Source organism: Veillonella parvula (assembly GCF_040097785.1).
Taxonomy (GTDB): domain Bacteria; phylum Bacillota; class Negativicutes; order Veillonellales; family Veillonellaceae; genus Veillonella; species Veillonella parvula_D.
This window is the reverse complement of record NZ_JBBNNS010000005.1, coordinates 1-24,189: the sequence shown is the minus strand read 5'-3', so window position 1 is coordinate 24,189 and position 24,189 is coordinate 1. Positions and strand designations below refer to the sequence as shown.

Annotated in this window: 22 protein-coding genes and 1 rRNA gene; 2 read left to right on the top strand and 21 right to left on the bottom strand. The window is 39.6% G+C overall.

Annotated features, from left to right (window positions below; genetic code table 11):
• Window positions 1–31 precede the first annotated feature (31 nt).
• From folK to AAA071_RS08300, 13 genes are all read right to left on the bottom strand, one after another.
• Window positions 32–502 (bottom strand): 2-amino-4-hydroxy-6-hydroxymethyldihydropteridine diphosphokinase, encoded by a 471-nt coding sequence (folK, locus tag AAA071_RS08360; protein WP_278467831.1) that lies wholly within the window; start codon window positions 500–502, stop codon window positions 32–34.
• Window positions 502–864: a dihydroneopterin aldolase gene (gene folB / locus AAA071_RS08355; RefSeq protein WP_004695400.1), complete on the bottom strand. Its 363-nt coding sequence runs from the start codon at window positions 862–864 to the stop codon at window positions 502–504. Before folB ends, folK begins: the two co-directional genes overlap by 1 nt.
• Window positions 864–1,697 carry a dihydropteroate synthase gene (gene folP, locus AAA071_RS08350; protein ID WP_077708240.1) on the bottom strand — a complete coding sequence of 278 codons (834 nt, stop codon included), beginning with the start codon at window positions 1,695–1,697 and terminating at the stop codon, window positions 864–866. The genes folB and folP overlap by 1 nt, the downstream gene beginning before the upstream one ends.
• A complete protein-coding gene (gene folE / locus AAA071_RS08345) occupies window positions 1,690–2,259 on the bottom strand; it encodes a GTP cyclohydrolase I (protein ID WP_077708238.1) in 570 nt (189 codons plus the stop codon). Before folE ends, folP begins: the two co-directional genes overlap by 8 nt.
• An 8-nt stretch (window positions 2,260–2,267) precedes the next feature.
• On the bottom strand, window positions 2,268–3,824 hold the full coding sequence (locus AAA071_RS08340) for an ABC-F family ATP-binding cassette domain-containing protein (protein ID WP_278467834.1): 1,557 nt from the start codon (window positions 3,822–3,824) through the stop codon (window positions 2,268–2,270).
• A 110-nt stretch (window positions 3,825–3,934) separates the two neighbouring features.
• Window positions 3,935–5,074: an amidohydrolase gene (locus AAA071_RS08335; RefSeq protein ID WP_008603490.1), complete on the bottom strand. Its 1,140-nt coding sequence runs from the start codon at window positions 5,072–5,074 to the stop codon at window positions 3,935–3,937.
• A 126-nt stretch (window positions 5,075–5,200) separates the two neighbouring features.
• Entirely contained in the window at window positions 5,201–6,139 is a 939-nt protein-coding gene (locus tag AAA071_RS08330) for a S66 peptidase family protein (protein WP_004695389.1), read from the bottom strand.
• Between the two features lie 89 nt (window positions 6,140–6,228).
• Window positions 6,229–7,830: a peptide ABC transporter substrate-binding protein gene (locus tag AAA071_RS08325; RefSeq protein ID WP_349234135.1), complete on the bottom strand. Its 1,602-nt coding sequence runs from the start codon at window positions 7,828–7,830 to the stop codon at window positions 6,229–6,231.
• Entirely contained in the window at window positions 7,827–8,645 is an 819-nt protein-coding gene (locus tag AAA071_RS08320; protein ID WP_008603492.1) for a serine hydrolase, read from the bottom strand. The genes AAA071_RS08325 and AAA071_RS08320 overlap by 4 nt, the downstream gene beginning before the upstream one ends.
• A 12-nt stretch (window positions 8,646–8,657) precedes the next feature.
• Window positions 8,658–9,605, bottom strand: a complete 948-nt coding sequence (locus AAA071_RS08315; RefSeq protein WP_004695381.1) for an ABC transporter ATP-binding protein — start codon at window positions 9,603–9,605, stop codon at window positions 8,658–8,660.
• Window positions 9,605–10,585, bottom strand: a complete 981-nt coding sequence (locus tag AAA071_RS08310) for an ABC transporter ATP-binding protein (protein ID WP_008603495.1) — start codon at window positions 10,583–10,585, stop codon at window positions 9,605–9,607. The genes AAA071_RS08315 and AAA071_RS08310 overlap by 1 nt, the downstream gene beginning before the upstream one ends.
• The gene (locus AAA071_RS08305) at window positions 10,585–11,484 is read right to left on the bottom strand and encodes an ABC transporter permease (protein ID WP_008603497.1); all 900 of its coding nucleotides are present in this window, start codon (window positions 11,482–11,484) and stop codon (window positions 10,585–10,587) included. The genes AAA071_RS08310 and AAA071_RS08305 overlap by 1 nt, the downstream gene beginning before the upstream one ends.
• Window positions 11,477–12,409, bottom strand: coding sequence for an ABC transporter permease (locus AAA071_RS08300; protein WP_004695374.1), 933 nt, complete (start codon window positions 12,407–12,409; stop codon window positions 11,477–11,479). The genes AAA071_RS08305 and AAA071_RS08300 overlap by 8 nt, the downstream gene beginning before the upstream one ends.
• Before the next feature lie 135 nt (window positions 12,410–12,544).
• Here AAA071_RS08300 and AAA071_RS08295 point away from each other — a divergent pair, with 135 nt between their 5' ends.
• A complete protein-coding gene (locus AAA071_RS08295) occupies window positions 12,545–13,378 on the top strand; it encodes a pyridoxamine kinase (RefSeq protein WP_021147854.1) in 834 nt (277 codons plus the stop codon).
• 21 nt (window positions 13,379–13,399) lie between these two features.
• The gene (locus AAA071_RS08290; protein ID WP_004695370.1) at window positions 13,400–13,984 is read left to right on the top strand and encodes a DUF805 domain-containing protein; all 585 of its coding nucleotides are present in this window, start codon (window positions 13,400–13,402) and stop codon (window positions 13,982–13,984) included.
• A 129-nt stretch (window positions 13,985–14,113) separates the two neighbouring features.
• Here the strand turns inward: AAA071_RS08290 and AAA071_RS08285 are convergent, their stop codons facing one another.
• The 8 genes from AAA071_RS08285 to rrf form a co-directional block, all read right to left on the bottom strand.
• Window positions 14,114–15,283, bottom strand: coding sequence for a hypothetical protein (locus tag AAA071_RS08285; protein ID WP_004695368.1), 1,170 nt, complete (start codon window positions 15,281–15,283; stop codon window positions 14,114–14,116).
• Between the two features lie 272 nt (window positions 15,284–15,555).
• Window positions 15,556–19,143: a thiol reductant ABC exporter subunit CydD gene (gene cydD, locus AAA071_RS08280; protein ID WP_349234134.1), complete on the bottom strand. Its 3,588-nt coding sequence runs from the start codon at window positions 19,141–19,143 to the stop codon at window positions 15,556–15,558.
• A gap of 200 nt (window positions 19,144–19,343) precedes the next feature.
• Window positions 19,344–20,363 (bottom strand): cytochrome d ubiquinol oxidase subunit II, encoded by a 1,020-nt coding sequence (gene cydB / locus AAA071_RS08275; protein ID WP_008603507.1) that lies wholly within the window; start codon window positions 20,361–20,363, stop codon window positions 19,344–19,346.
• Window positions 20,354–21,742, bottom strand: coding sequence for a cytochrome ubiquinol oxidase subunit I (locus tag AAA071_RS08270; RefSeq protein WP_004695363.1), 1,389 nt, complete (start codon window positions 21,740–21,742; stop codon window positions 20,354–20,356). Before AAA071_RS08270 ends, cydB begins: the two co-directional genes overlap by 10 nt.
• Before the next feature lie 84 nt (window positions 21,743–21,826).
• Window positions 21,827–22,258, bottom strand: coding sequence for an RrF2 family transcriptional regulator (locus AAA071_RS08265; RefSeq protein WP_004695360.1), 432 nt, complete (start codon window positions 22,256–22,258; stop codon window positions 21,827–21,829).
• Between the two features lie 219 nt (window positions 22,259–22,477).
• A complete protein-coding gene (locus AAA071_RS08260) occupies window positions 22,478–22,972 on the bottom strand; it encodes a MogA/MoaB family molybdenum cofactor biosynthesis protein (protein ID WP_060919836.1) in 495 nt (164 codons plus the stop codon).
• A gap of 8 nt (window positions 22,973–22,980) precedes the next feature.
• The gene (locus AAA071_RS08255; RefSeq protein ID WP_205112892.1) at window positions 22,981–23,841 is read right to left on the bottom strand and encodes a polysaccharide deacetylase family protein; all 861 of its coding nucleotides are present in this window, start codon (window positions 23,839–23,841) and stop codon (window positions 22,981–22,983) included.
• A gap of 221 nt (window positions 23,842–24,062) precedes the next feature.
• Window positions 24,063–24,179 (bottom strand): 5S ribosomal RNA (gene rrf / locus AAA071_RS08250).
• Window positions 24,180–24,189: the final 10 nt, after the last annotated feature.

Genomic DNA, 24,189 nt, shown 5'->3' with positions numbered 1-24,189 from the left:
TATCTAACATTAGATTATATACGATTCTAGCTTATGCACCCAATTGAGCTAATCGGTCAGCAATCTTAGTCCCTTTATATGTGAATGTTGGTAATAGCTGAGATAGCGGTTCTAGTACAAAATTACGATTCCAAAAATGAGGATGCGGTATCACAAGACTCTCATCACACAAAGAAATCATCTTTCCCTCTATATCGTACACTAAAATAATATCCAAATCTAATGTGCGAGGTCCCCAATGAATCAATCGTTTTCGTCCAGCCTCCTGCTCTAATTGCTGAATAAGGCTGAGCATTTGATGTGGATCTAGAGTGCTTTCACAAGACCATACGCCATTGACAAAGGTATCTTGTTCCGTATATCCCCACGGCTTAGTTTCAATCAGAGGAGAAGTGACTAGCCTGGAAATTGCCTCATGATGTAGTAAGGATTGAAAAGCAGAACTGATGTAGCCTCTCTTATCCCCCATATTCGAGCCTACACCGATGTAATAGGTATACATCAAATTTGTCCTCTTGTGGTGATAACCTCAACATAATCTAAAATACCTGAAATCGGTACAGATGGTTTACGCACCGTTACAGATAGACCTACGATGCCTTGATAATATTGGTACAAGGAATCGGCAATAAGCGCCCCTAATCGTTCTAACAGATTATGCTTTTCACCAGTCATAATTGATTCTACAGTTTCATATACCTCTACATAATTGATGGAATCCTCTAATTGATCACTTTGACCAGCCTTTGTAAGATCAGTTATTATTTCTACATCTACAAAAAATCGTTGTCCTTGTTCTTGCTCAGATGCCAAATTTCCGTGATATCCGTAGAATGCCATATTTTTTAAAACGATTCTATCCATTATTCACCTCGTAACAAGCCGTCTGCTACAGCTAAGGCGCGTTTGTGCATTTTCACATTGTGAACACGCACCATATCGACGCCTTGGAATACGCCTGTAATACAAGCAGCTACCGTACCTTCATCGCGATCTTCTGGAGGCAATCCGCCTAACATAGATCCGATGAAACGCTTGCGGCTTGGAGCAAGCAAAACAGGGTATTCATAAGCAGTTAACTCACCCAAGCGTTGCATAACTTCAATATTTTGTTCTTCAGTTTTACCAAAGCCAATACCTGGGTCAAGCCAGATTTGTTGTGGCGTTACACCCTCTTTCAACGCTTTATCAATAGCGCAGAAGAAGAAAGCTTTCATATCTTCAATGATATCACCATAGTTTGTATCATTACTATTATGCATGATGATAACAGGTACCTTATATTTAGCCACCACCGCGGCCATGTCAGGGTCATAATGTAAGCCCCATACATCATTTAGAATATGTGCCCCTTTTGAGAAAGCATATTCTGCGGTTTTTGCATGATATGTATCGATAGATACAGGAACGGTAGAGGCCTTTAACACAGGTTCTATCAATAAAGAAAGACGTTCTATTTCTTCGTCCGTAGTCAAAGGTGTAGAACCTGGTCGTGTAGACTCAACGCCTAAATCGATAATATCTGCACCATCTTCAATCATTTGTTTCACATGAGCAGTAGCTGTTTCTGGTATATTAAATTGCCCCCCATCAGAGAAGGAGTCAGGTGTACCATTCAGTATACCCATGATAAGAGTACGATCACACAAAGATAAGCTTTTGCCATCATTCCATGTATAATTTCTACGTTTAAACATTTACCTGTCCTCCGCCTAACATTGCCAACGCTTCATCCCTTACTGTACCTGTTTCAGCTAATACGCCTCGGCTTTCTAATGTAATTACCTTTGAATCTTGCTGCATAGTTCCTTTAATAAGCATACATAATTGAGTCGATGTAATACGAACAAAAACACCATGAGCAGATAAATCATTCATTATCGCATCTGCTAATTCAGATGCTAACCGCTCTTGTAATTGCGGTCTGCGACTGAGTATATTAACAACATCTTGAAACTTACTGAGCCCTGCCACACATCCATCCTTGGGTTGATACACAATGTCTACAGTCCCAAAGAATGGCAATAAGTGGTGCTCACACATAGAATAAAAGGAAATACCTGTAACGGCTATAAGTCCCTTGTAATCAGTGCTAAACGTTTCACCCCATACCGATTTTGTTTCGACTCCTACGCCACTAAATAACTCACTATATAATTCTGTTACACGACTTGGTGTCTTTTCTAACTCTGGTGCCTCTGTATCAACAGATAAAGCCTCTAAGAATTGCTTTATCCCGTCATTTGCACGTTGATTCATCGGTCCTCCTAAACAATCTTTGTCGTCCAATCTTCAATATTCCAAATATCCGTAACCCAATCTTGATAGAATTCAGGCTCGTGACTTACCAATATAATTGTACCTTTAAAATCACGTAGTGCACGGCTCAGTTCTTCTTTTGCATATATGTCTAAATGGTTAGTCGGTTCGTCTAGGACCAACACATTGTACTTATTCTGCATGAGCTTACATAGGCGAACCTTCGCATTCTCACCACCTGAAAGTACGCGCATTTGAGACGTAATATGTTCATTTGTAAGGCCACAACGAGCTAATGCTGCACGCACCTCTGCATTTGTCATCGCCGGATATTCATTCCAAATATAATCTAACGCTGTTTCGGAATTAGATGGCGTATCCTCTTGGGCAAAATAGCCAACTTGTAAGAATTCACCTTTTACCAACTCACCACTAACAGGCTTTAATAGACCTAAAATAGTCTTCAACAACGTTGTTTTACCTAAACCATTGACACCGCGAATAGCAATTTTTTTGTTTCTTTCAATTTGAAAGTCTACTGGTCTTGTTAATGGTTCATCATAACCTAATTGCAATCCAAAAGCCTCTACGATAAAGCGACTTGGCGTACGGCCTTCTTTAAAGCCAAAAGTGGGCTTGATATACTCTTTTGGCTTTTCTAGAATTTCCATCTTTTCTAAGCGCTTTGCTCGAGAATTTGCCATACCACGTGTTGCAACGCGCGCTTTATTGCGCTGAATAAAGTCTTCCATACGCTCAATCTCTTGCTGTTGACGTTCATACGCCTTAGCTGCTTGCGCTTTTTTCACCTCGTAAGCAGCTTGGAACTGATGATAATCACCAGTATAACGCGTAAGCACCGCTTGTTCGATATGGTAAATAACATTGACTACGGAGTTTAAAAACTCCATATCATGAGAAATCAAGATAAAGGCATTTTCATAATTTTGCAAATAGTTTTTCAACCACTGAATATGCTCCACATCAAGATAGTTTGTCGGTTCGTCTAAGAGCAAAATAGTCGGTTTCTCTAGTAATAGTTTTGTGAGCAAAACCTTGGTACGTTGACCACCGCTGAGCTCTGTTACATCTCGATCTAAGCCGATATCCATAAGTCCCAATCCGGCAGCGGTACGCTCAATAACCGCATCAATTTCATAGAACCCACGTTGCTCAAGAATTTCTTGCCATTCCCCTACCTGTTCAAGTAGCTTATTCATTTCATCTTCGGACACATCACCCATGCGATTATACGCATCGTTAATGTTTTGCTCCATGACGAATAAATCATCAAAAGCACGTTGTAATACATCACGGATGGTCATACCTTTTTCAAGAACAGCATGTTGATCCAAATACCCAACAGTTACCTGATTGGACCATTCAATTTTCCCCTCATCAGGTGGCAATTTACCTGTAATGATATTAAGAAACGTAGATTTACCTTCACCATTTGCACCAATGAGGCCTACATGTTCACCTTTTAGCAAACGGAATGATGCATCATCTAAAATTTGTCGCGCTCCAAAACCATGAGTTACATTTGAAACGGTTAAAACACTCATATCTATCTCCACCGGAATAAAAGCCGTCTTGTTGAAGACGGCTTATTTCATACTTACTTAAATATTATATCTATTGTACCTTTTTGACCTCTATATGTCAAAAATTGAACTTACTTACACATCGCATAACGCAAGGCTACAACAGCCATAATCTTAGCACCCTTAATCGCTTGGTCTAACCCATAGTCAGATCCAGCAGCACAAGTAAATTCTGGCGTATGCGCTTCTAAACCTAATCCAATCTGCAAGGTAGGCTGTGCTGTTGGTACTTCGTAAGACACATTACCTACATCAGTGCTACCATCCGCCTCATCATCAGGCAATATACGTGGGCTTTCACCAAATTCAGTCATCACATCTTTAAAGAGATTTAATAACTGTTTATCTTGACGCATATCCTTAAAGAGTGGCTCATAGTGATGCATCTCAACTTGAGCTCCATAGGATGAACCGATTTCTTGGGCTGCCTCTTTAATAGCCGGCAAAATAATACCTTCTAAATCATCCACTGTACTACCACGAACAGTCATACGAATCGTAGCCTTTGGTGTAACCACATTTGGTGCCGTACCTGCCTCTGTAAAGATGGCACCTACAATAGCACCTTTAGGAAAGGTCTTTTTTAAATCTTTTACCCTTTGATATAAGTCTACCGCACAATCTAAGGCATTGATTCCTGAATCTGTTAAGGATGCAATATGACAAGAACGTCCATGGAACGTAACCTCTAGAGGATGTGTCGCCAATGATGTACCTCCCACCTCATTTTCTCCACCTGGATGAATGATAAGTGCTGCCTCATAGCCTTTAAAAAGACCGGCTTCTGCCATATATACCTTACCACCGATAGTTTCCTCTGCAGGGCACCCAAAGAATGTTGTACCCCAATCCTGTGGTGCACTTTGACTAAAAGCAACAGCAGCACCTAAGCTCATCATAGCAATAAGGTTATGACCACAGCCGTGGCCTAGTTCCGGTAACGCATCATATTCACCTAAGAAGGCTATTTTATGCCGTGCAGTACCGTTATAGTCGCCCCGTAACGCTGTTTGTAACTCTGGCCGATTAGTTAGACTTACATGAGATATAAAATTATGTGTTTCTAAGAATTGGTGAATTACCTTTACTGCTTTATGCTCATTCAAGCCCAATTCAGGATTATCGTGTAAATATATGGAAACTGCACGCAATTCCCGTGCCATACTATCTATGATGGCACAGGCGCGAGCCTCTCGTTCTTGTAGTGTCATAACTCCCCTTGTTATTATCTAATATCTTATTACCTATTATTTTATTACCTAATATCACGGTAACTACTATTTTTATCTAATATCTATTTGCCTATTAAGTAAAATCGTTCATCCAAAAGCTCTTAACTATTTCGTATAAGGATGAACGATGATGGTATTAGAAATATATCTAAAGCTAATCGTCGCTCCTAGCGGTAATGTTTGATGTGGCGCCCCATGTCCCGTTGGCACATAGCATACAAAAGGATCTGGTAATTTTGGATTTCTATTTTCCTCCATATAGCGCAATGCTTCATAACCTAAATCGTAATCACGCTCATCTTCATCTCCTTCACAATCTGTAAAGATACCAATGACTAAGCCTTTAATACGGCTCAACAAACCGCTGAGTCGAAATTGTTGTAACATGCGATCCAGCTTATAAGGAGCCTCCCCTACATCTTCAATAAATAGTAAGGTATCTTCCCATGATTCATTCTCTAAAAAATAAGGCGTTCCCGATAACATGGATACCATCGTCATATTACCACCTCGTAAAATACCCTCACCGAGTTCTGTGCCAATCGCACCTCGGGGAGGCTCTGGCAAGGGTTCTATAACTTTTAATTTGCCTTCTAAAGCATTAAATAGCGTATCAATATCTGACTTACGGTCTAATTTAAAATCTACCCCCATAGGTCCATGATAAGTAATGAGGCGGCTATATCGATTAATAGCCATATGAAGTGCTGTACAATCACTATATCCAACAAAAGCCTTCCGATACTTACGAATCGCTTTATAATCTAATAAATCTAAATAGCGCATCGTGCCATAACCACCGCGCAAGGCAAGAACCGTATCACAAGGAGCCACAGTCATCATGTATTGAAATTCTACGGCTTGCTCCTCAGGTGTGCCTCCATATAGCCCCTTTCTCCTTGCACTTTCACCTACAAGCACCTTATAGCCTTTAGCCTTACAAATTTCTTCTATTCTATGTAAATCTTCATCGCTAGCACTAGCAGGTGCCATAATACCTATGGTCATCCCCGGTGCCAAACGTTTTGGTTCAATCCAGTCCATATATCCTCAGAAAATACCTGTTAACTTATAATATATTAATATTCCCATACAACAAAAGACGTACACAAGGTGTACGTCTTAAGTGTATCTTATTTGTATGCTTTTTTAAAGTCAACAAGTCCCAATGTGGTCCAGAAATAATTTTGAATTGTTCCGTTTGTCACATATGGTTGTGTTGTAAAGTACAACGGCATAACAAGAGATTCATCAAAAATCATCTTTTCTGCTTCATGCATCATCGCATCACGAGCCGCCCCATTTGGAGTTGTACGAATACGTGCAATCAACTCATTATACTCATCACTATGATACTGACCATCGTTATCTTCAGCAGAGAATACCTCTAAAAAGTTTTGTGGATCGCTATAATCGGCAACCCAAGAAGCGCGAGCTACTTGGTACTTGCCAGCTTCACGGTCTGCCAAGAATACCTTTGTCTCTTGATTTTGTAAGCGTACATCTGCGCCAAATGCATTTATCCATGCATCTTGAATCGCTTCTGCAATAGCTTTATGTAATTCACTTGTATTATACAAAATCGTAATTTGCGGCAATGGACGATTCTTGCCATAGCCAGCCTTTTTCAGGATTTCCTTGGCTTGCTCTACATCTTCGTATACGAGATAGCTACCAGCTTCACGGAAGTCTTCACGACCATTGCTTTCAAGCATACCATATGGTACGAATGCATAAGCTGGCTCTTTACCGCCTCTAACAATATTATTAACAATATTAGCACGGTTGATAACCATAGAAAAGGCTTTACGCACATCTGGATCTGTGAAAGGTTCTGCTTTCACATTGAATACGTAATAGTAGTTACCAAGCATAGGGCCAATATGTAATAGGCCGGCTTCTTCTAGACGTTTTTGATCCGCTACAGGAGGCTCAACCGTCATATCAGCTTCGCCACCTTCAACTAAGGTAAGGCGTGTACTTTGAGACTCACTAATAGGCCAATTCATTTTCTCTGTCTTCACAGATTCTGCATCCCAATAGTTTGGATTCTTAATGAAATCCATTTCCCCATTATTCTTCCAAGAAAGTAAACGATATGGACCATTAGATACTATTGTTTCCGCATTAGCCGCCCAGTTTTCGTGAGCTTCTACTGCTTTTTTACTCACTGGGTAATAGCTATGAGACGCTAATAATTTCAAGAAATAAGCCGTTGGATTTTCTAAGGTAACTACCAATGTATCCTCATCAATAGCTTTAACCCCAACATCTTCAGCTGCAGCTTTACCCGTATTAAAAGCTTCACCATTTTCCAATACATATAACATATATGCATTATCCGCATGGACTTCAGGGTCTAATACGCGCTTCCAAGCGTATTCAAAGTCATAAGCCGTCAAAGGCTCTCCATTGGACCATTTTAAATTAGGTCGTAAATGGAAGGTATACTCACGACCATCATCGGAGATGTCCCAATTTTTAGCAAGTGCTGCTTCAGGTTCACTTTCATCATTCAAACGAACTAGACCATCGAATAATTGAAGTTGAACCGTAGCCTCCGGAGAGGTAGTAGACTTTGCGGGATCCAATGTGGATGGTTCCTGCTCAATAACATAGCGGATTGTGTGTTCATCGATTGGTTGAACACCACGAGGGTACCCAAATACGAATAAGAGTACGCTCACCCCTAGAGCGAGGACCATGAGTTTTAACAAGTTTCGTTTATCCATCATGGCAATGCTTCCTCTACAAATTCTTTCATGATGCGCCCAACTTGAGCGCCTAACTCTTTACCTCGGTCATTATCGATATCGCTCATTAAAAGGATAAAACAAAAATGACCCCTAAATGTTTCTATTACACCCCCATCATGTTCTACACGATCAAGGGATCCTGTTTTATGGTGAAAGCGTATGCCTTCTCCCCAGTAAAATGGTAAGATATCACGGAATTGTTGGCGACCTAAGATATTCCACATTTCTCGGCCATAAGCATCTCTATCACGACATTCAAAAATGTGTTTATACAAACGAGCTAACGACATAGCTGTAATGTGATTATCACGACCTTCAGCTAGGGCGTTAAAGTCCATCATCATGCGATTAAGCTCCATCTCATCCATACCAAGCTTTTCTGCACGAGCATTGATATTTTCCATGCCGAGCACTGTGATGAGTAGATTTGTTGCGATATTATCACTAAGAACCATCATGAGACGGCATAACTCAAGATATGTAAAACTATGTTTACCAACTAACTCTTGTAGTGCGCCGCCACCTTCAACGCGTGGAGTTCTAGATAAAGGAACTGTATCATTAATGTCCAATTGCTCCGTACGAGCTAAATGAAAGACATATTCCATGATAAGTACCTTAATTAAACTCGCACTAGAATGTACAGTATTTTCACCTCTAGCTGCGATGAGTGTTGGTTCCTCTTCATCATCGAATTGTAGCACCGCATAAGATATATTCCCTGCTGGTGCCAATTCTTTAATGACTGTATCTAGTTGATGTTCCAAGGACTTGCCAACAATTAGTTTTTCCATACTATTCTCCCATTATATGTGCCAGCATGCGATGCGGCGATCTGCCCAATCTCGAAGTGGCGGACGTTCTGTAAAACAACGACCTTCCGCTTCTGGACATCGACCACTAAACAGACACCCTTTTGGTGGGTCTAATGGATTTGGTGGATCCCCTTTAAGCGGTGCCCCAATTGGTGCATGTGGCATAACTGGACCATTTAAGGCCGTCAATGCACGGGTATACGGATGCTGAGGGAATTCATATAAGTCCAATGCAGGACCTTCTTCCATGACGGCACCTAAATACATAACAACCATGCGATGACTAATGTAGCGCACCATATTTAAATCATGAGAAATAAAGAGGTACGAAATACCATGTTGTTCTTGTAACCGTTCTAGTAATGTCATAATTTGCACTTGGATAGATACATCTAACGCAGAAATCGGCTCATCACAGATGATACATTGAGGCTCCATAATAAGAGCCCGTGCAATGCCGATACGTTGACGTTGCCCACCAGATAGTTCATGAGCATAACGCTCACCAAATGACATATTTAAGCCAACTTGGTCAAGCACCTCTTTTACACGAATCACGCGATCTCGAGGTGTATACTTTGGATCCAGTTCTAAAGGCTCCTCTAAAATCGCATTAACCGTAAGCCGCGGATTAAGGGATGCATAAGGATTTTGAAATACCATTTGCATCACCGGGTGAACAGACTCTCTATCCACATAAGGGTTGATATGTCGACCATTCATATAAATAGAACCAGATGTAGCTTGATATAAACCCATCAAAGTGTAACCAAATGTAGATTTACCACATCCAGATTCACCTACGATACCTAGGGTTTCCCCTGGTGATTGATATAGACTCACGCCTTGTACGGCATGTACCGTTTGTTTTGGCTTAAATAAGCCGCCTGACAGGGTGAACTCTTTAACGAGATTGTCAGTCTCCCATACGTAACTCATTAAAGTCCCTCCAACTTAGCTAACCAACATGTAAACTGGTGACTTTCACCAACATTTGTAACCATCGGAACCCGACTACCACAGATTCGCATAGCCCATTTACAACGAGGATTAAATGCGCATCCACGAGGTAAATCAAATAGATCAGGTGGTTGACCTTCAACAGCCTTCAATTCGCCGTGCCATTTACCTTGAGGCAATGCAAGCAACAGCCCCAAAGTATATGGATGACGAGGCTCGCTAAAAATACCATCTACTGTAGCAGACTCAACACATTTACCTGCGTACATAACCATAACCCGATCACAAATTTGAGCAATAACACGTAGGTTATGAGAGATAAAGATAATCCCTATGCCAGCCTCTACGGCTAATGTTTGCATAAGGCGCAAAATTTGTGCCTCTGTAGTAATATCAAGAGCTGTTGTGGGCTCATCACAAATTAAAATCTTGGGACGACCGGCCACTGCCATAGCAATACATACGCGTTGGCGCATTCCACCGCTCAACTCATGAGGATATTGAGATAACCGGCGTTCCGGTGTAGACAGCCCCATCTTCTTCAATAAATCGATGGCAATGGCCCTTTCATCGTAATCTTCACCATACGCATTTGTACGACGGATAACCTCATACATTTGCTCTCCAATGGTCATGATAGGATTCAAGGAGGTCATAGGATCTTGGAACACCATGGCAACCGTCGTACCACGAAGTTCATTCCAATCATCTTCAGTAAATCCTAAACAATCATGACCATCAATCATGAATGTATCCGCTTTAATTTTAGTTTTACCATATGGCAATAAGCCCATTAAAGAGTTAACTAAAACGGATTTACCACACCCAGATTCCCCGACTATACCTAAAATCTCACCAGGGTATAAAGAAATATCTTGATTGCGAATAACTCGCAACGGACCTTGGAAGGTATTGATGGTAATAGATACATTACGTACATCAACAATAGCATTATTCATTATCTATCTCCTTCCTTAGGGTCTAATACATTACGTAAACCGTCGCCAAAAAATGCGAAACCAAGCATGGTAATACTAATAGCAACAGCTGGGAAAATCAATTGGAACGGATAAGAGCGCATGCTACTAATACCTTCAGAAGCTAGTACGCCCCAGCTCGCCATAGGTGCATTTACACCTAAGCCGATAAAACTAAGAAATGCTTCTGTAAAAATAGCCTCAGGAATGGCCAATGTTAAAGTAATAATGATCGGTCCTACACAGTTTGGTAAAATATGACGTAATAAAATTCGACGCTTAGGAATACCCATAGCTTCTGCTGCAATGATGTATTCTTCGTTTTTAACTTTCAAAATTTGGCTGCGTACGATACGGGCCATATTAAGCCAATACGCAATCCCCAACGCTACAAAAATAGAGATTAGCCCAGGTCCAAGTACAACCATCAATAAGATTACGTATAATAAAAGTGGAATACCATACAAAACATCTACGATCCCCATCATGATACGGTCTACCTTGCCACCTATATAACCCGCAATGCCGCCATAGGCAACGCCAATCACAAGATTAATAAAAGCTGCTACAAAACCAATGGTTAAGGAAATACGAGCGCCGTACATAACACGTGTATAGATATCACGGCCCAATGTATCCGTACCAAACCAATGGCTAAAGCTTGGACTTTGGTTCGCATCAATTAAGGATTGGTCCGCATAGGTATAAGGTGAAATAAGTGGACCTAGAATAGCAAGCACCATCATCACAATAATGATGGTTGCACCAACTACAGCTAAACGATTTACCTTAAATCGTTCCCATTTACTAGGACGTTTTATAAAGCTAGTAATCTCTTCTTGAGGGGCTCGTTCAATAGGTAAAAAGTCTTCCTTATTCATCTGTCCCCTCCTCCGTTGTAACTCGTGGATCGATTAATGGATAAATCATGTCCACCAAAATATTAAGAAATACTACAAGCGCACTATAGAAAATCGTAATACCAAGAATAACCGTATAGTCTCGGTTATAAATAGATGTTACAAAATACTGACCTAGACCAGGAATCGCAAAAATTGTTTCTACGATAAAGCTGCCTGTTAACAAACTAGCTGCCAATGGACCTAAGTACGTAATAACTGGCAAAATTGCATTGCCAAGGGCATGACGTGTCAAAATGGTCCAAGAACCTAGACCTTTTGCGCGAGCTGTACGAATGTATTCTTGTTGATACACGTCAAGTAAACCACTGCGCGTTAAACGAGCAATAAATGCCATCGGTTGCGCTGCTAATGTCAACACAGGTAACACCATGTAAGAGGGGCCACGCCATAAGGCTACCGGGAACCATCCCAATTCAAAGCCTACTATGTACACAAGAACAGCACCGATAATAAATGTTGGTACCGAAATCCCTATTGTAGATAATACAGTTACCGCATAATCTACAATGCTATTAGGTCTCATGGCACTAATCGCACCAGCTGTAATACCACCAACTATAGCTACCATTAAAGATAATAAACCAAGCTGTGCGGAAATTGGGAATGCATCACCAATTATATCGTTTACACTACGGCCTTCATATTTAAATGATGGGCCCAAGTCACCTGTAATGACGCCACCTAAATAATCTCCATACTGTTTCCATACAGGATCATCGAGATGATATTTAGCCTCGATACTTGCTTTCACCTGAGGCGGTAATTTCTTTTCTGTTGTAAAAGGCCCACCAGGTATCGCATGCATTAATGCAAATGTTACGGTAATGATGACCCATAAGATTATGATTGCGCCACCTAGGCGTCGAAATACATACCTCGTCATTGTCACTTTCCTCCATAAAAAGTCTATTCGTTTTATTATACTACATTATGAAGTTAATTTCATGATTAACATCATTACATTTACAGAAAGGCTCACATAACGTACAATAAAATATATGATTATTTGGAGGTGTCTATGATAGCAGTACCTAGAGTTTTAACAATTCAAGACATGAGCTCTATCGGACGGTGTGCCCTTACCGTTATGATTCCTATCATCAGTGCCATGCGCTGTCAGGCGGTTCCTTTGGCGACAGCGGTACTAAGCAATCACTTAGAGTATCCACACTATGAATTCGTTGATTTATCTGCTCATATGAGAGATTTTATGGACTGCTGGGATAAAAACGAAATTGACTTTCACGCTATCGTAAGTGGATTCTTGGCATCACCAGAACAAATTCACCTCGTTGAAGAAGCAATCGATCGATTTGCCTCTAATGGTCAGATGGTTATCGTCGATCCCGCAATGGCCGATGATGGTCGCCTCTATTCCATTTATACTCCTGATATGGTTGTAGCTATGCGCCAACTTGTATCTAAGGCCCACATCGTAAAGCCAAACTATACTGAGGCATGCTTCTTATTAGATATTCCATTCTCAACAAATCCTATTAGCGAAGATGAATTACGTGAGCGATGTAAACAATTACATCACATGGGCCCTGAAATGGTTATCATGACCAGCGTCCCATCGAAAACACATGCTGTTATTGCGGTCTATGATGGACCTACAGACTTTTTAAAAACATACTCTATACCTCTGGTTCCTGTAAAAGCTACAGGGACAGGAGATATTTTTACTGCTGTATTATCTGGTGCTGTAATGAGGGGATATTCTCCTTATGATGCGGCAGAACTGGCAATGAATTTTACTACCAACGCGATTCAAGCAACATTAGATACAGTACAATCGCTAAAACATGGAGTCGCATTTGAGTTAGTTTTGCCAGAATTAACTCAACTATAAGCTATAAATAAAGGGGAACTTATGGATTTACTTTATGTTGTATTAAGAACACTGCTCATATGTACCATCGGTTTACTCATTGCATTCCAAGGACGTCGCATGGGTTTATCGATTTTTAACTTAACGGGACGGTTAAATCGACTACAATTTATCATATGCTTCATCGCTTTAATGATTTTATTTCATATTGTCCACTACATCGATAACATATTCTTGGACTTTGTTGTATCACTACCAGCATATTGGTTGACTAGGGTCATTATTTGGCTCTTATTGGCAACCCTCTTTCCTTTATCTTGTGTCTTATTTGGCCGTCGTATTCACGACATCGGCTTCAATGCATGGGCAGGAATCCTCTGGTCGGTAATCATGATTTTCATCAATACCTACTCTGCCGTATCTCCATTCAATTACATGCTAGAGCTTTTTATATGGCTCATCGGCTTCCTATTCTGGGTATTGCCAGGACAACCTGAGCCTAATCAATATGGCAACCCTCCATTTATGACTGTAAATCGGACAGTTTATGAACCAATACAGACTCCTATATCTAACAAAAAACAAGAAGGTCGAAAAACAGTTCGTAAGCGACGCAAAAAGCGATAATTAAAAATTAACACCCTACAATAAAAAACGTATCTCTATAAGTAATATATACCTTCTTTACTGGACAACCAGTAAAGAGAGTACATATCAAAGAGATACGTTTTTATTATGTCTTCTGTTTTTACAATATTAGTTCATTAACAACATCAACTCAATCAAAGTACAACCTATATATGCAATAATAAACTTAACCTTTTGTTTACGCGCTCTATCATCATCTGCAATTTTAAGTCGATTTGCAAGGAATCGTTTATCTCGAATTTGCAACAAAAGGTGTTTAATTCGCTCTTGGCTTTCATTAGCAGTATACTCATCACAATCAGCTGTCAATGTAGCTTGTTGCATGAAGATGCGTCGGTGTAGTTTACGCATTTGAATTTTAATATTGTTATGTACAAATGCACTTTGCCACTGTTTGCGAGAATCAAAATACATGTACAAATACCGAGGAATATTCATAACCAAGAAGGAAATGATAAAAATCCCTAAGGAAATTAAAAAGTATGTAGAGAATGAAAATTCCAATGTTTCTGTTGGTAAGTAGTGATGCAAGATAATAAATGTAATCCATACACCTATTGGCAATAAAAGAACCGCTGCAATATCGATAGAACGAAGCCAGCTAGTACGAGTTGGCACATCAGGTACTGTAAAAGTATCTACAGGATCATGGAATGCATAGTAATCCAACTGTAACACAGATTGACTGGTACGCGGGTTACCCAAGAGAACGGGTCCATTACTACCAATATGGCGCTCAGGCATGGGTATAAATTTCTTCACTTGTGTATTAGGTAATAAGTCAAACTGAATTATACCCTTCTTCTCAAAGCGTACAGTAGATCCTTTTTCACCTAATGCAATAGGGTTAAAGAAAATACCGAAGAGACTTAGACACCAGTTACCCAACAAGTGTAAAATAGAGTTCAAAATAAACCCACCTGTATCTATATTATTTGTATCTAAACGAATGGCAAAGGATGATGAATAATCATCGAACCATAAATCCTCTAAGGTGAATTCCACATTAATCACATTCCCCCATTTTGTAATAATGGATAGGAATATTTGATTGTTTGGTTCAAATTCAAATGTTACAGCATAAAAGAACCAATGATTACGAAGAGCGGCACGCAACATGCGATTAACCATATCTTCTTCTATATATAATAAGCGATGGTCAAACAAATCTTGTTCTAAAGGTGCTTTTTCTAATACGGGCGCCTTATCCACCACCGCATCTCGATCAGATAATGCTTCATCCACCAAAGCTCGTAATTTGGTGAAGATTTTAGTCATAACCCCTCCAAGGGTGAAATAATAGCTCTTAACACAAAAATTATACCATATATTGCATGATTTATCGATAAAAGTATACTACATATACTATTAAATATAAATATAATTAAAGCCCCTTTTTGCATAGTAAAAGGGGCCTTATTAATGTAGTTAAACATTAGTCATATTATAATTTAATATTCATAATAGATCTTAAATTGCAACGTAATATTAAACATTGTTCAAATCTATAATTAAGCATTAATAATAGATACTTTAAATGATATTTAGTTTTATTGAATACTTGCCATGGATAAATAACAGTATTCATAGAAACGACCTTTAAGCGCCATTAGCTCTTCATACGTTCCATCTTCAACAATTTGCCCTTTATCCATAAATAAAATCCGGTCCATTTGTTCTAAACCTTCCAATTGATGCGTAATATATAGACATGTCCTACCCTCTACATAATGCATCAAGTCACGATGTAAAGCTTTTCTTGTTACTTGATCCAAGCCTTCTAAAGGTTCATCTAATAAAACGATTTTAGGATTCCGCAAGAACAATCTAGCTAATGCAACTCTTTGACGTTCACCACCACTCAAACCTTGCCCTCCACTCCCTACAATCGTATTCATACCTTCTGGTAATTTTTCAACTACCGATCGCAATGATGCACGGTTAATGGCTTGATCTAAATCCGCCATAGAAGCTTCAGGTCTTGCAAGGCGTATATTATCCTTAAAGGAAGCATTAAAAATATACGTATCTTGAGTTATAGTCCCCAATGCATTACGCCAAGTATCAATTGAAATATCCTTCAACTCCACCGAGCCTATACGAATGGATCCACCATAATCATATAACCTCTCAAGCATATTAAATAATGTCGTCTTGCCAGACCCACTAGCACCAACGATAGCAATGGATTGCCCTTGCTGAATATGTAGTCTAAGATTCTCATAAATATGGCGATATTCATCATAACCAAAGGATACATCTGTAAAAATAATATCATCATTAGGGTTAAATGATTTTGGTGATATAGGTTCTACAATAGATATAGGTTCATTACTGAGAGCCATGAGACGACTTGTGGCAACTTTACTTTCTGCACCATGATGAACAGCAGCAATCATAGGTTGTAACGCTTCAAACCAAGCTTGTGTACCAATGGCAACCACCGCCACCATAACACTAGCCCAAGCACCTGTTAACGCATTAGAAGCCATAATAGCTACAATAACTACAGTTAACTGAACGCCGCCTATGAATAGTGTATTACCCATATTCATGCCCCGCTCAATAGTACCTTTTTGAGCATCTACATTGCGCATCATATGCTGAATACGCTTATATACCATGTCTTCATTGCCATAACTAATCACATCTTCCAGACTATCCATAGTATCACTTAAAAGCGCTTTATAATCGCCTTGTTGGGGCCCAATCGTACGTAAAGATTCTTTATTATACGAATAAACAACCAAAGGTACTATTACACCTAATACGAAAGCTGACAAAAGAATAGGTATAATCAAACTATTGTCGATTGTAGAAACTCCATATGCAATCAATATAGTCAAGGCAACGGCTGCTACTGGTGGAATCAAAGTGCGCAAGTAGAAGAATTGTAATACCTCTATATCCCCCATGATGCGTCCCAACATATCACCCACCCCAAACCGTTTGAGTATAGCAGGTGCCAATGGTTCCAAATGAGCATAAAACCACAAGCGCAAGCCATAGAGTCCTTGGAATGCCATGCGATGAGATGTATAGCGCTCAAAATAACGACATACAGCACGACTAACACCGAAGAATCGAACTCCTACGATTGCAAGACTTAAATAAGTGAGCCCTGGTTGCAATGCGGCAGATGCCAATAGCCAAGAGGATACTGTCAAAAGCCCAACATTCATAAACACTGTTAAGAATGTAAATAGCAAAGCTAATACTAATGACCACTTAGCGGGACTCAATACAGAAAACAACAACTTCCAACCTTGTAAGCCCATATTAGAACCTTTTGCATTATCTTTAAAGGTCTCAGTATATTTAACAAATTTAACAAAATGCTCTGTGCTATTGATAGGTGTATCTATGCCCAATGTATTCTCTGAACCAAATTGTTTTCCAATATGCAACGGTTCTTCAAGAGTTGCTGAAAATTGACCTAAGCCAGATGTAACAAGGTCTTTAAAATACCCCTCTTCTTCAAGTAGGTCATGATAAGAACCTTCTTGAAGAATTGATCCATTTTTCAAGACATATAGCTTAGATGCCCAATGCATAGTTTGTAATCGATGCCCAATAATGATGACAACCTTATTTTCCATCAAACGCTGGATAGCCGTACTTATAATGGCTTCTGTTTTTACGTCTAGATGTGCTGTCACTTCATCAAGAATCAATACTTGACCCTTCCGGAGGAATGCACGAGCTAAAGCAATACGTTGCCGCTCGCCGCCACTAAGACCTAAACCGCCTTCACCGATAACCGTATCAAGTCCATCTTGTTCTCGATTAATAACATCTAATAGCTGAACTTCTTTGCAAGCATCAAGAATCTCTGCATCACTTACATCCATACCAAAGGATAAGACCTCTCGCAAGGACCCTTTCATAATATGTGGATGTTGAGATACATAGATAATTTGCTGACGCCACCAGTTGATATCTAAATCACATATATCAATGCCATCGATAGTAACTGTTCCTTTCGGAGCCTGTAAAAACCCTCCAACAATATGGGCCATAGTAGATTTACCAGCTCCGCTTTCACCAACGAGCATAATAGGTGCATTACGTTCAGCCTGCAGCGTAATGTGGTGTACCCCATTCTCACTATTTTTATAGGTGAAAGTTAAATCTTTAATTGCAATTTCCTGTATAGGCTTATCAAGTTTAGACTCACCACCTACTGGTAAATAAGGTGGACGCTGCATGAATTCTTCATACTTCAGAATAGATGTTTTCCCTGCCATCCCTGTGTGGAAAGCTGCCCCCAATTGTCTAAATGGAGTATAGAACTCCGGCGCTAACAACAAAATAAAGAAGGCTGAAAAGAATGTGACTTCACCATCTAATAAGGTTAGACCTAAATATACCGCAATCAGAGCAGTACTAATTGTACTCACTAATTCAAGTACTAATGCAGATAAAAAGGCTACGCGCAACACGCGTAAAGTGGAATCTTTAAACTCTTGAGATAATCGACCAATAACCTTAATTTGATCCTTTGCACGGCCAAAGAGCTTTAGCGTAGTAATCCCTTGTAGTACATCTAAAAAATGCCCCGATAGGAAGCTCATACGTTCCCATTGTTCCTTATTTAATCGATCAGCTTGCTTCCCAATCAAGATCATAAAAAATGGAATTAAAGGCACCGTAACAATCAAAATAATACCAATTATTGGCAATGTATTTACAATGGCAATCCCCATAATAAGAGGAATCATAATAGCATATAAAATCTGCGGAATGTAACGTGCTATGTAAGCATCTACTTGTTCTAAACCATCGGTAAGCATATGGATGACATCGCCATGACGTTCCTTATGCTGTATACCGAGCTTAAACATATGCGCCAAAGAGCGTTCTCTAAAGGATGCTTTTACAGCACTTCCCAAATGATTTGCTACCGCCTCTTGAACATAATGAGCCACCAATCTCACAATAATAGCAATAAACAAATAAATAATGGTGTTCGTTTCGTCAGCTAGTGTATGCTCCAAAAATATAAGATTATTTATTAAGGTTCCAAAGAACCAGGCTTGCCCAACAATGGACAGACTTTCTACTAAACAGGTTAAGCCGAGTAGCACAAGCGGTCCTTTATGTTCTAGCAGCGCTTTAAATGCGGTACGCTGTATCATACTATCCTCTACGGTAAATCTATTTAAATATATAAACTCAAACAAATTTAAATCCCTATTACTAAGCCTACAAGAGTCCAAGTGAATCTAAATTTATCAATATTATATTCATCTTACCATAAAAAAGAGGCGTGCCGCTACGGCACGCCTCACATTAAGACCTAATTTTTACAACTTACATAAGTTGTAAAGCTATACTATTAATAGTGTAAATCTTTTTCTGTTACACGATGACGGAATGTCCAATATACCCAAGATTGGTAAACCAAAATAATTGGCACAAATACGAAGGCTACACAAGTCATCAAAGTCAACGTATAAGTAGAGTTAGCTGCATTAGTAATAGTCAAGCTCCACTCAGGATTCAAAGAAGAAACCATGATGCGAGGGAACAAACCTGCAAAGTATGCAGCTGTTACAGAAATAACAGATAAACAACTGAATAAGAAACCCCATTTTGTATTTCGAGTGCGTGCTGCACCCCAAGAAATGAGGAAGGACATGATAGCTAATGCAAAGCAAACTATAGCTAATACAGAATTAAACAAATCTGTATACACGTAAGTTGCACCTACCAATGCCAATGCACCGATAGCTGTAGGAACACCTACTACCAAGGATGCCGCACGAGCGCGCTCAGAAACAGCACCAGCTGTTTTAATAGAAGTAAATAAACCACCATGGTATGTAAATACCAAAATGAACGCAATACCACAAAGTATGGTGTATGGACTTAATAAATCAGAAAAAGTACCAACATATGTCATACTTGCATCAATTGGAGTACCTTGAATCAAGTTACCTACTGTAACACCCCACAATAGTGCAGGAATCAAGGAACCAAAGAAGATGCAGTAGTCGAATGTTTTACGCCATAACAAATTAGGGCTCTTAGAACGGAATTCAAAGGATACACCACGAATAATAAGAGCTGCAAGCATCAAAAATAGAGCCAAGTAGAATCCACTAAACAATGTAGCATACACGTGAGGGAAGGATGCGAATAATGCCCCTCCGGCAGTAATCATCCAGACTTCATTACCATCCCACACTGGACCTAAGGCATTGATCATTTGTCGACGTTCAACGTCAGTTTTACCAATGAATGGCAACAAAATACCAGTACCATAGTCAAAACCTTCTAATAAGAAGAAGCCAGCGAATAGTACAGTAATTAAGATAAACCATACCACTTCAAGGTTATTAAAAATTAATTCCATAATCTTGCCTCCTCTTTTTCAACTACATCATGAGATGGATTTCCATCTGGACCTTTTTTAATGTGTTCTACAGCAAGGTAGATAGCCGCGATAGCAGCCACGATATACACAAGTGTAAAGCCGATGATTGTAGTCATAATTTCTGGAGCCGTTACGGATTTAGACGCACCATCTGCAGTCAATTGCAAACCATATACAAGCCATGGTTGACGACCTGCTTCCGCTACAAACCAACCAGTGGAGTGAGCGATGAATGGCAATGGCAACATCCAGAACATAATTTTTAAGAATGTACGATTTTCAACAAGCTTGTCTTTTGCATTTAGGATAAGACCTACAAAGGCAACAAGTAACATAAGAGAACCGGATGCTACCATGACACGGAATGTCCAGAAGATTGCTGGAACATCTGGAATATAGTTGCCAGGGCCATATTGAGCCTCCGCTTTTGCTTGAAGGTCTTTGATACCTTCTACCTTACCAGACGTAAAGGAGTTTTGAGTCAAGAAGGATAAACCACCAGGAATTTCAAGAGCACCTGTATTCTTTTGTGCTTTAGTATCAATATTAGCTACCAAAGAGAATGGCGCTGGATCTTGTGTTTCCCACAACGCTTCCATAGCAGCCATTTTCATAGGTTGTACTTTTGTGATGTATTGACCTTGATGATGACCAGCTAATGCACCTAAAGTACCAAATACAAGTGCGATAACCATGCCCCATTTAGCGGAGCGGCGGTAGAACTCTGTCGCATTATTACGCAATAAGTGCCATGCACTGATTGCCATAATAATTACACCAGCTGTTAATAAACCATTCAATACGATATGGAAAAATTGTCCAGGTACATAGCCATTTTGAACGATGGTCAGGAAATTTTCCATCTCTGCACGGCCATTGCGTAATACAAAGCCTACAGGATGTTGCATAAAGGAGTTGGCTACGAGAATCCAGAACGCAGATAAGTTAGTACCTAACGCTACAAATGTAGCTACAAGGGCGTGAACACATTTATGTAAGCGGTCCCAACCGAAAATCCAAACGCCCATGAATGTAGATTCCAAGAAAAATGCCATTAATGCTTCAAGGGCCAATGGGGCACCAAAAATGTCACCCATAAAACGAGAATATTCTGCCCAGTTCATACCGAAATGGAATTCCTGAACAATACCAGTCACCACACCCATGGCAAAGTTAATTAGGAACAATTTCCCCCAGAACTTAGCCATTTTTTTGTATACTTCTTTACCAGTCGACACATAGGTCCACTCTAAAGCAGCAACAGTCACTGTCATACCTAGTGTGAACGGCACAAATAACCAGTGATAGATAGATGTTAGCGCGAATTGCAATCGGGCTAAATCTACAGCTTCAAACATGTGTTTTCCTCCTTAGAATAAAATACTAACATCACTTGACGAGCTTTTACAAAAAACCTTGCATCATTGCGACTGTAAAAAAGCTCAAGCCTCAGCACCAATCAACTGTTCTCTTTGGGCAAGGGTCTTAAAATTAACCGCTTCCAACTGATTAATCAATTGATGCTGAATCACGCCCATTGCTTCATTTATAGCGCAATGTCCCTTACAAGACTTAGAGCAAGAACCTACATCATATAAACAACGTTGTAAATACGCATCCCCTTCTACTGCTCTAATTACATCAAGCAACGAAATCTCTTGAGGGCTTCGATTCAGGGCAAACCCGCCATCTACACCTCGGAAAGATTTCATAATTCCTGCTGCAATGAGACTACGCATAATCTTGAGCAAAAAGCGTTCTGGAATCAACTCTTGCTCAGCCAATACAGCACCAGTTATCTTCGAGCCCGAAGGTAGTAGCGCCATATGCAAGACCATGCGAAATGCATAATCCGTGGCCTGATTTAACTTCATAAAGTCTCCTTTCTCATGCACTCGGACAAACGTATTACTAAATCTAGTATAAATGAAATAAAACAATACTGCAATGGTATTGTTTTAAACAGAATAAATTAATTCACTTACTTCTCATGCTCATATTTTATGGATCAATTACCTACTTTTATATCCATCAAATATTGATTGTCATCATATATAAAAAGACTGCTCTCAAAAGAACAGTCTCCATATATATTATTTTGTAATTTCTCGCACCAAATGGCCCATTTCAGGAATGATGAGTTTGCTCATCGCTAAGGTGACGGCCCCAACAGAGCCAGGAATAGAAAACATCAAAGTGTTATTCTTAACACCAGCTTCTGCACGAGATGCCATTGCTTTTGTTCCAATATCCTCCGTATAGGATAAATATCTAAAGATTTCACCAAAACCTGGAATATGCTTTTCATATAAGCTATTTACCGCCTCGATGGTAACATCTCTCATAGCAATACCAGTTCCCCCAGTAGATATAATGACATCAATAGACTCATCATTACACCATGGAGTCATAGCATTTATTATAGCCTCACAATCATCAATTACAATTTTTCGATCTGCTACAATATGATTTGCTGCTTCCAAAAATTCTTGAACCTTGTTGCCTCCTTTATCAGTTTCTAATGTACGAGTATCAGATACAGTTAATACTGCAACACGTAATGGTCTTGCTACAACTTCGTAAGACATAGTTCCTCCTAAAATAAAGGCACAATAGACGCCAATATCGGCCATCCATTATCGCGTAATGTATCACGCAATGCCCATGTATACTTAATAAGCGGTGCACAATGTAGGCGCAACCAGAAAGATAAATACGGTGTATCTCCTTGGAATACAGCTAGTCGATTTAGAGCATATAAATTATCCCCTGGCTTTACTGTTCCTGGTTGAACTGTGAAAGCCATTTTATACCCAGACTGTTTAGTAACATATTGAACGAGCATATCATTAAAACCACCAGGATACGCCAAATAATTGATAGGTTCTCCTAAAATACCTTCCATAGATGTTTTACCACCGAGAATGGCATCAGGCAATTCTGTAGGATCCATATGAGTTAGTATCTTATGATGATTTGTATGCCCTTGAATATCAAATCCTGCCGTCTCCATTTGACGCATTTGTGCTGTATTTACAAAACCAGGCGTATTGGCTGCGTCACTAATCATGAACAAAGTAGCTTTCATATTATATGCTTTTAATATAGGCAATGCATGTTCATAATTATCTACATAACCATCGTCAAATGTTATTACTATAGGCTTCTCTGGTAACTCCGTACCATTTTGCAAATACTCATACAATTGATCCAATGTTATCGTATGATATCCATGATTATGGAGGTATTCCATCTGCTCCTTAAACTGATCCACATGCAATGTTAAAGCAGAGTGTTTCTCATCATTTATTTGATGATAATTAAGTACCGGTACACCATATAACTTATAATTTGAAGACAGACCCCACATAGCCCCAATAGAAACCGCTAAAATTGCAATACATATTGCAATACAATATAACAACTTTTTAATACAGCTCTTGCCATATTTATACATATAAAATAATCACTCCCATCGACTTACATACATACTGAGAATACCACATATAAGTGGTTATTATCAAGAAAATCCCTCATAAGATCAATATAAAAACAATTGATGCAGTGAATCTGTCGTCGCTTTATTCTTATTACCTTTAACTTGCCCTGCTCACCAGGTACCCTGGGAGGATAGGAAGCTATACAAAAAAAGACACACCCTTAGGTGTGCCTTTGCTTAATCAGCAGCTTCCTATCCTCCCAGGCCGTCTCCAGCCAAGTACTTTCGGCGTTTATGAGCTTAACTACTGTGTTCGAGATGGGAACAGGTGGATCCTCATAGCCATCGCCACTGAATCTGTCAGAG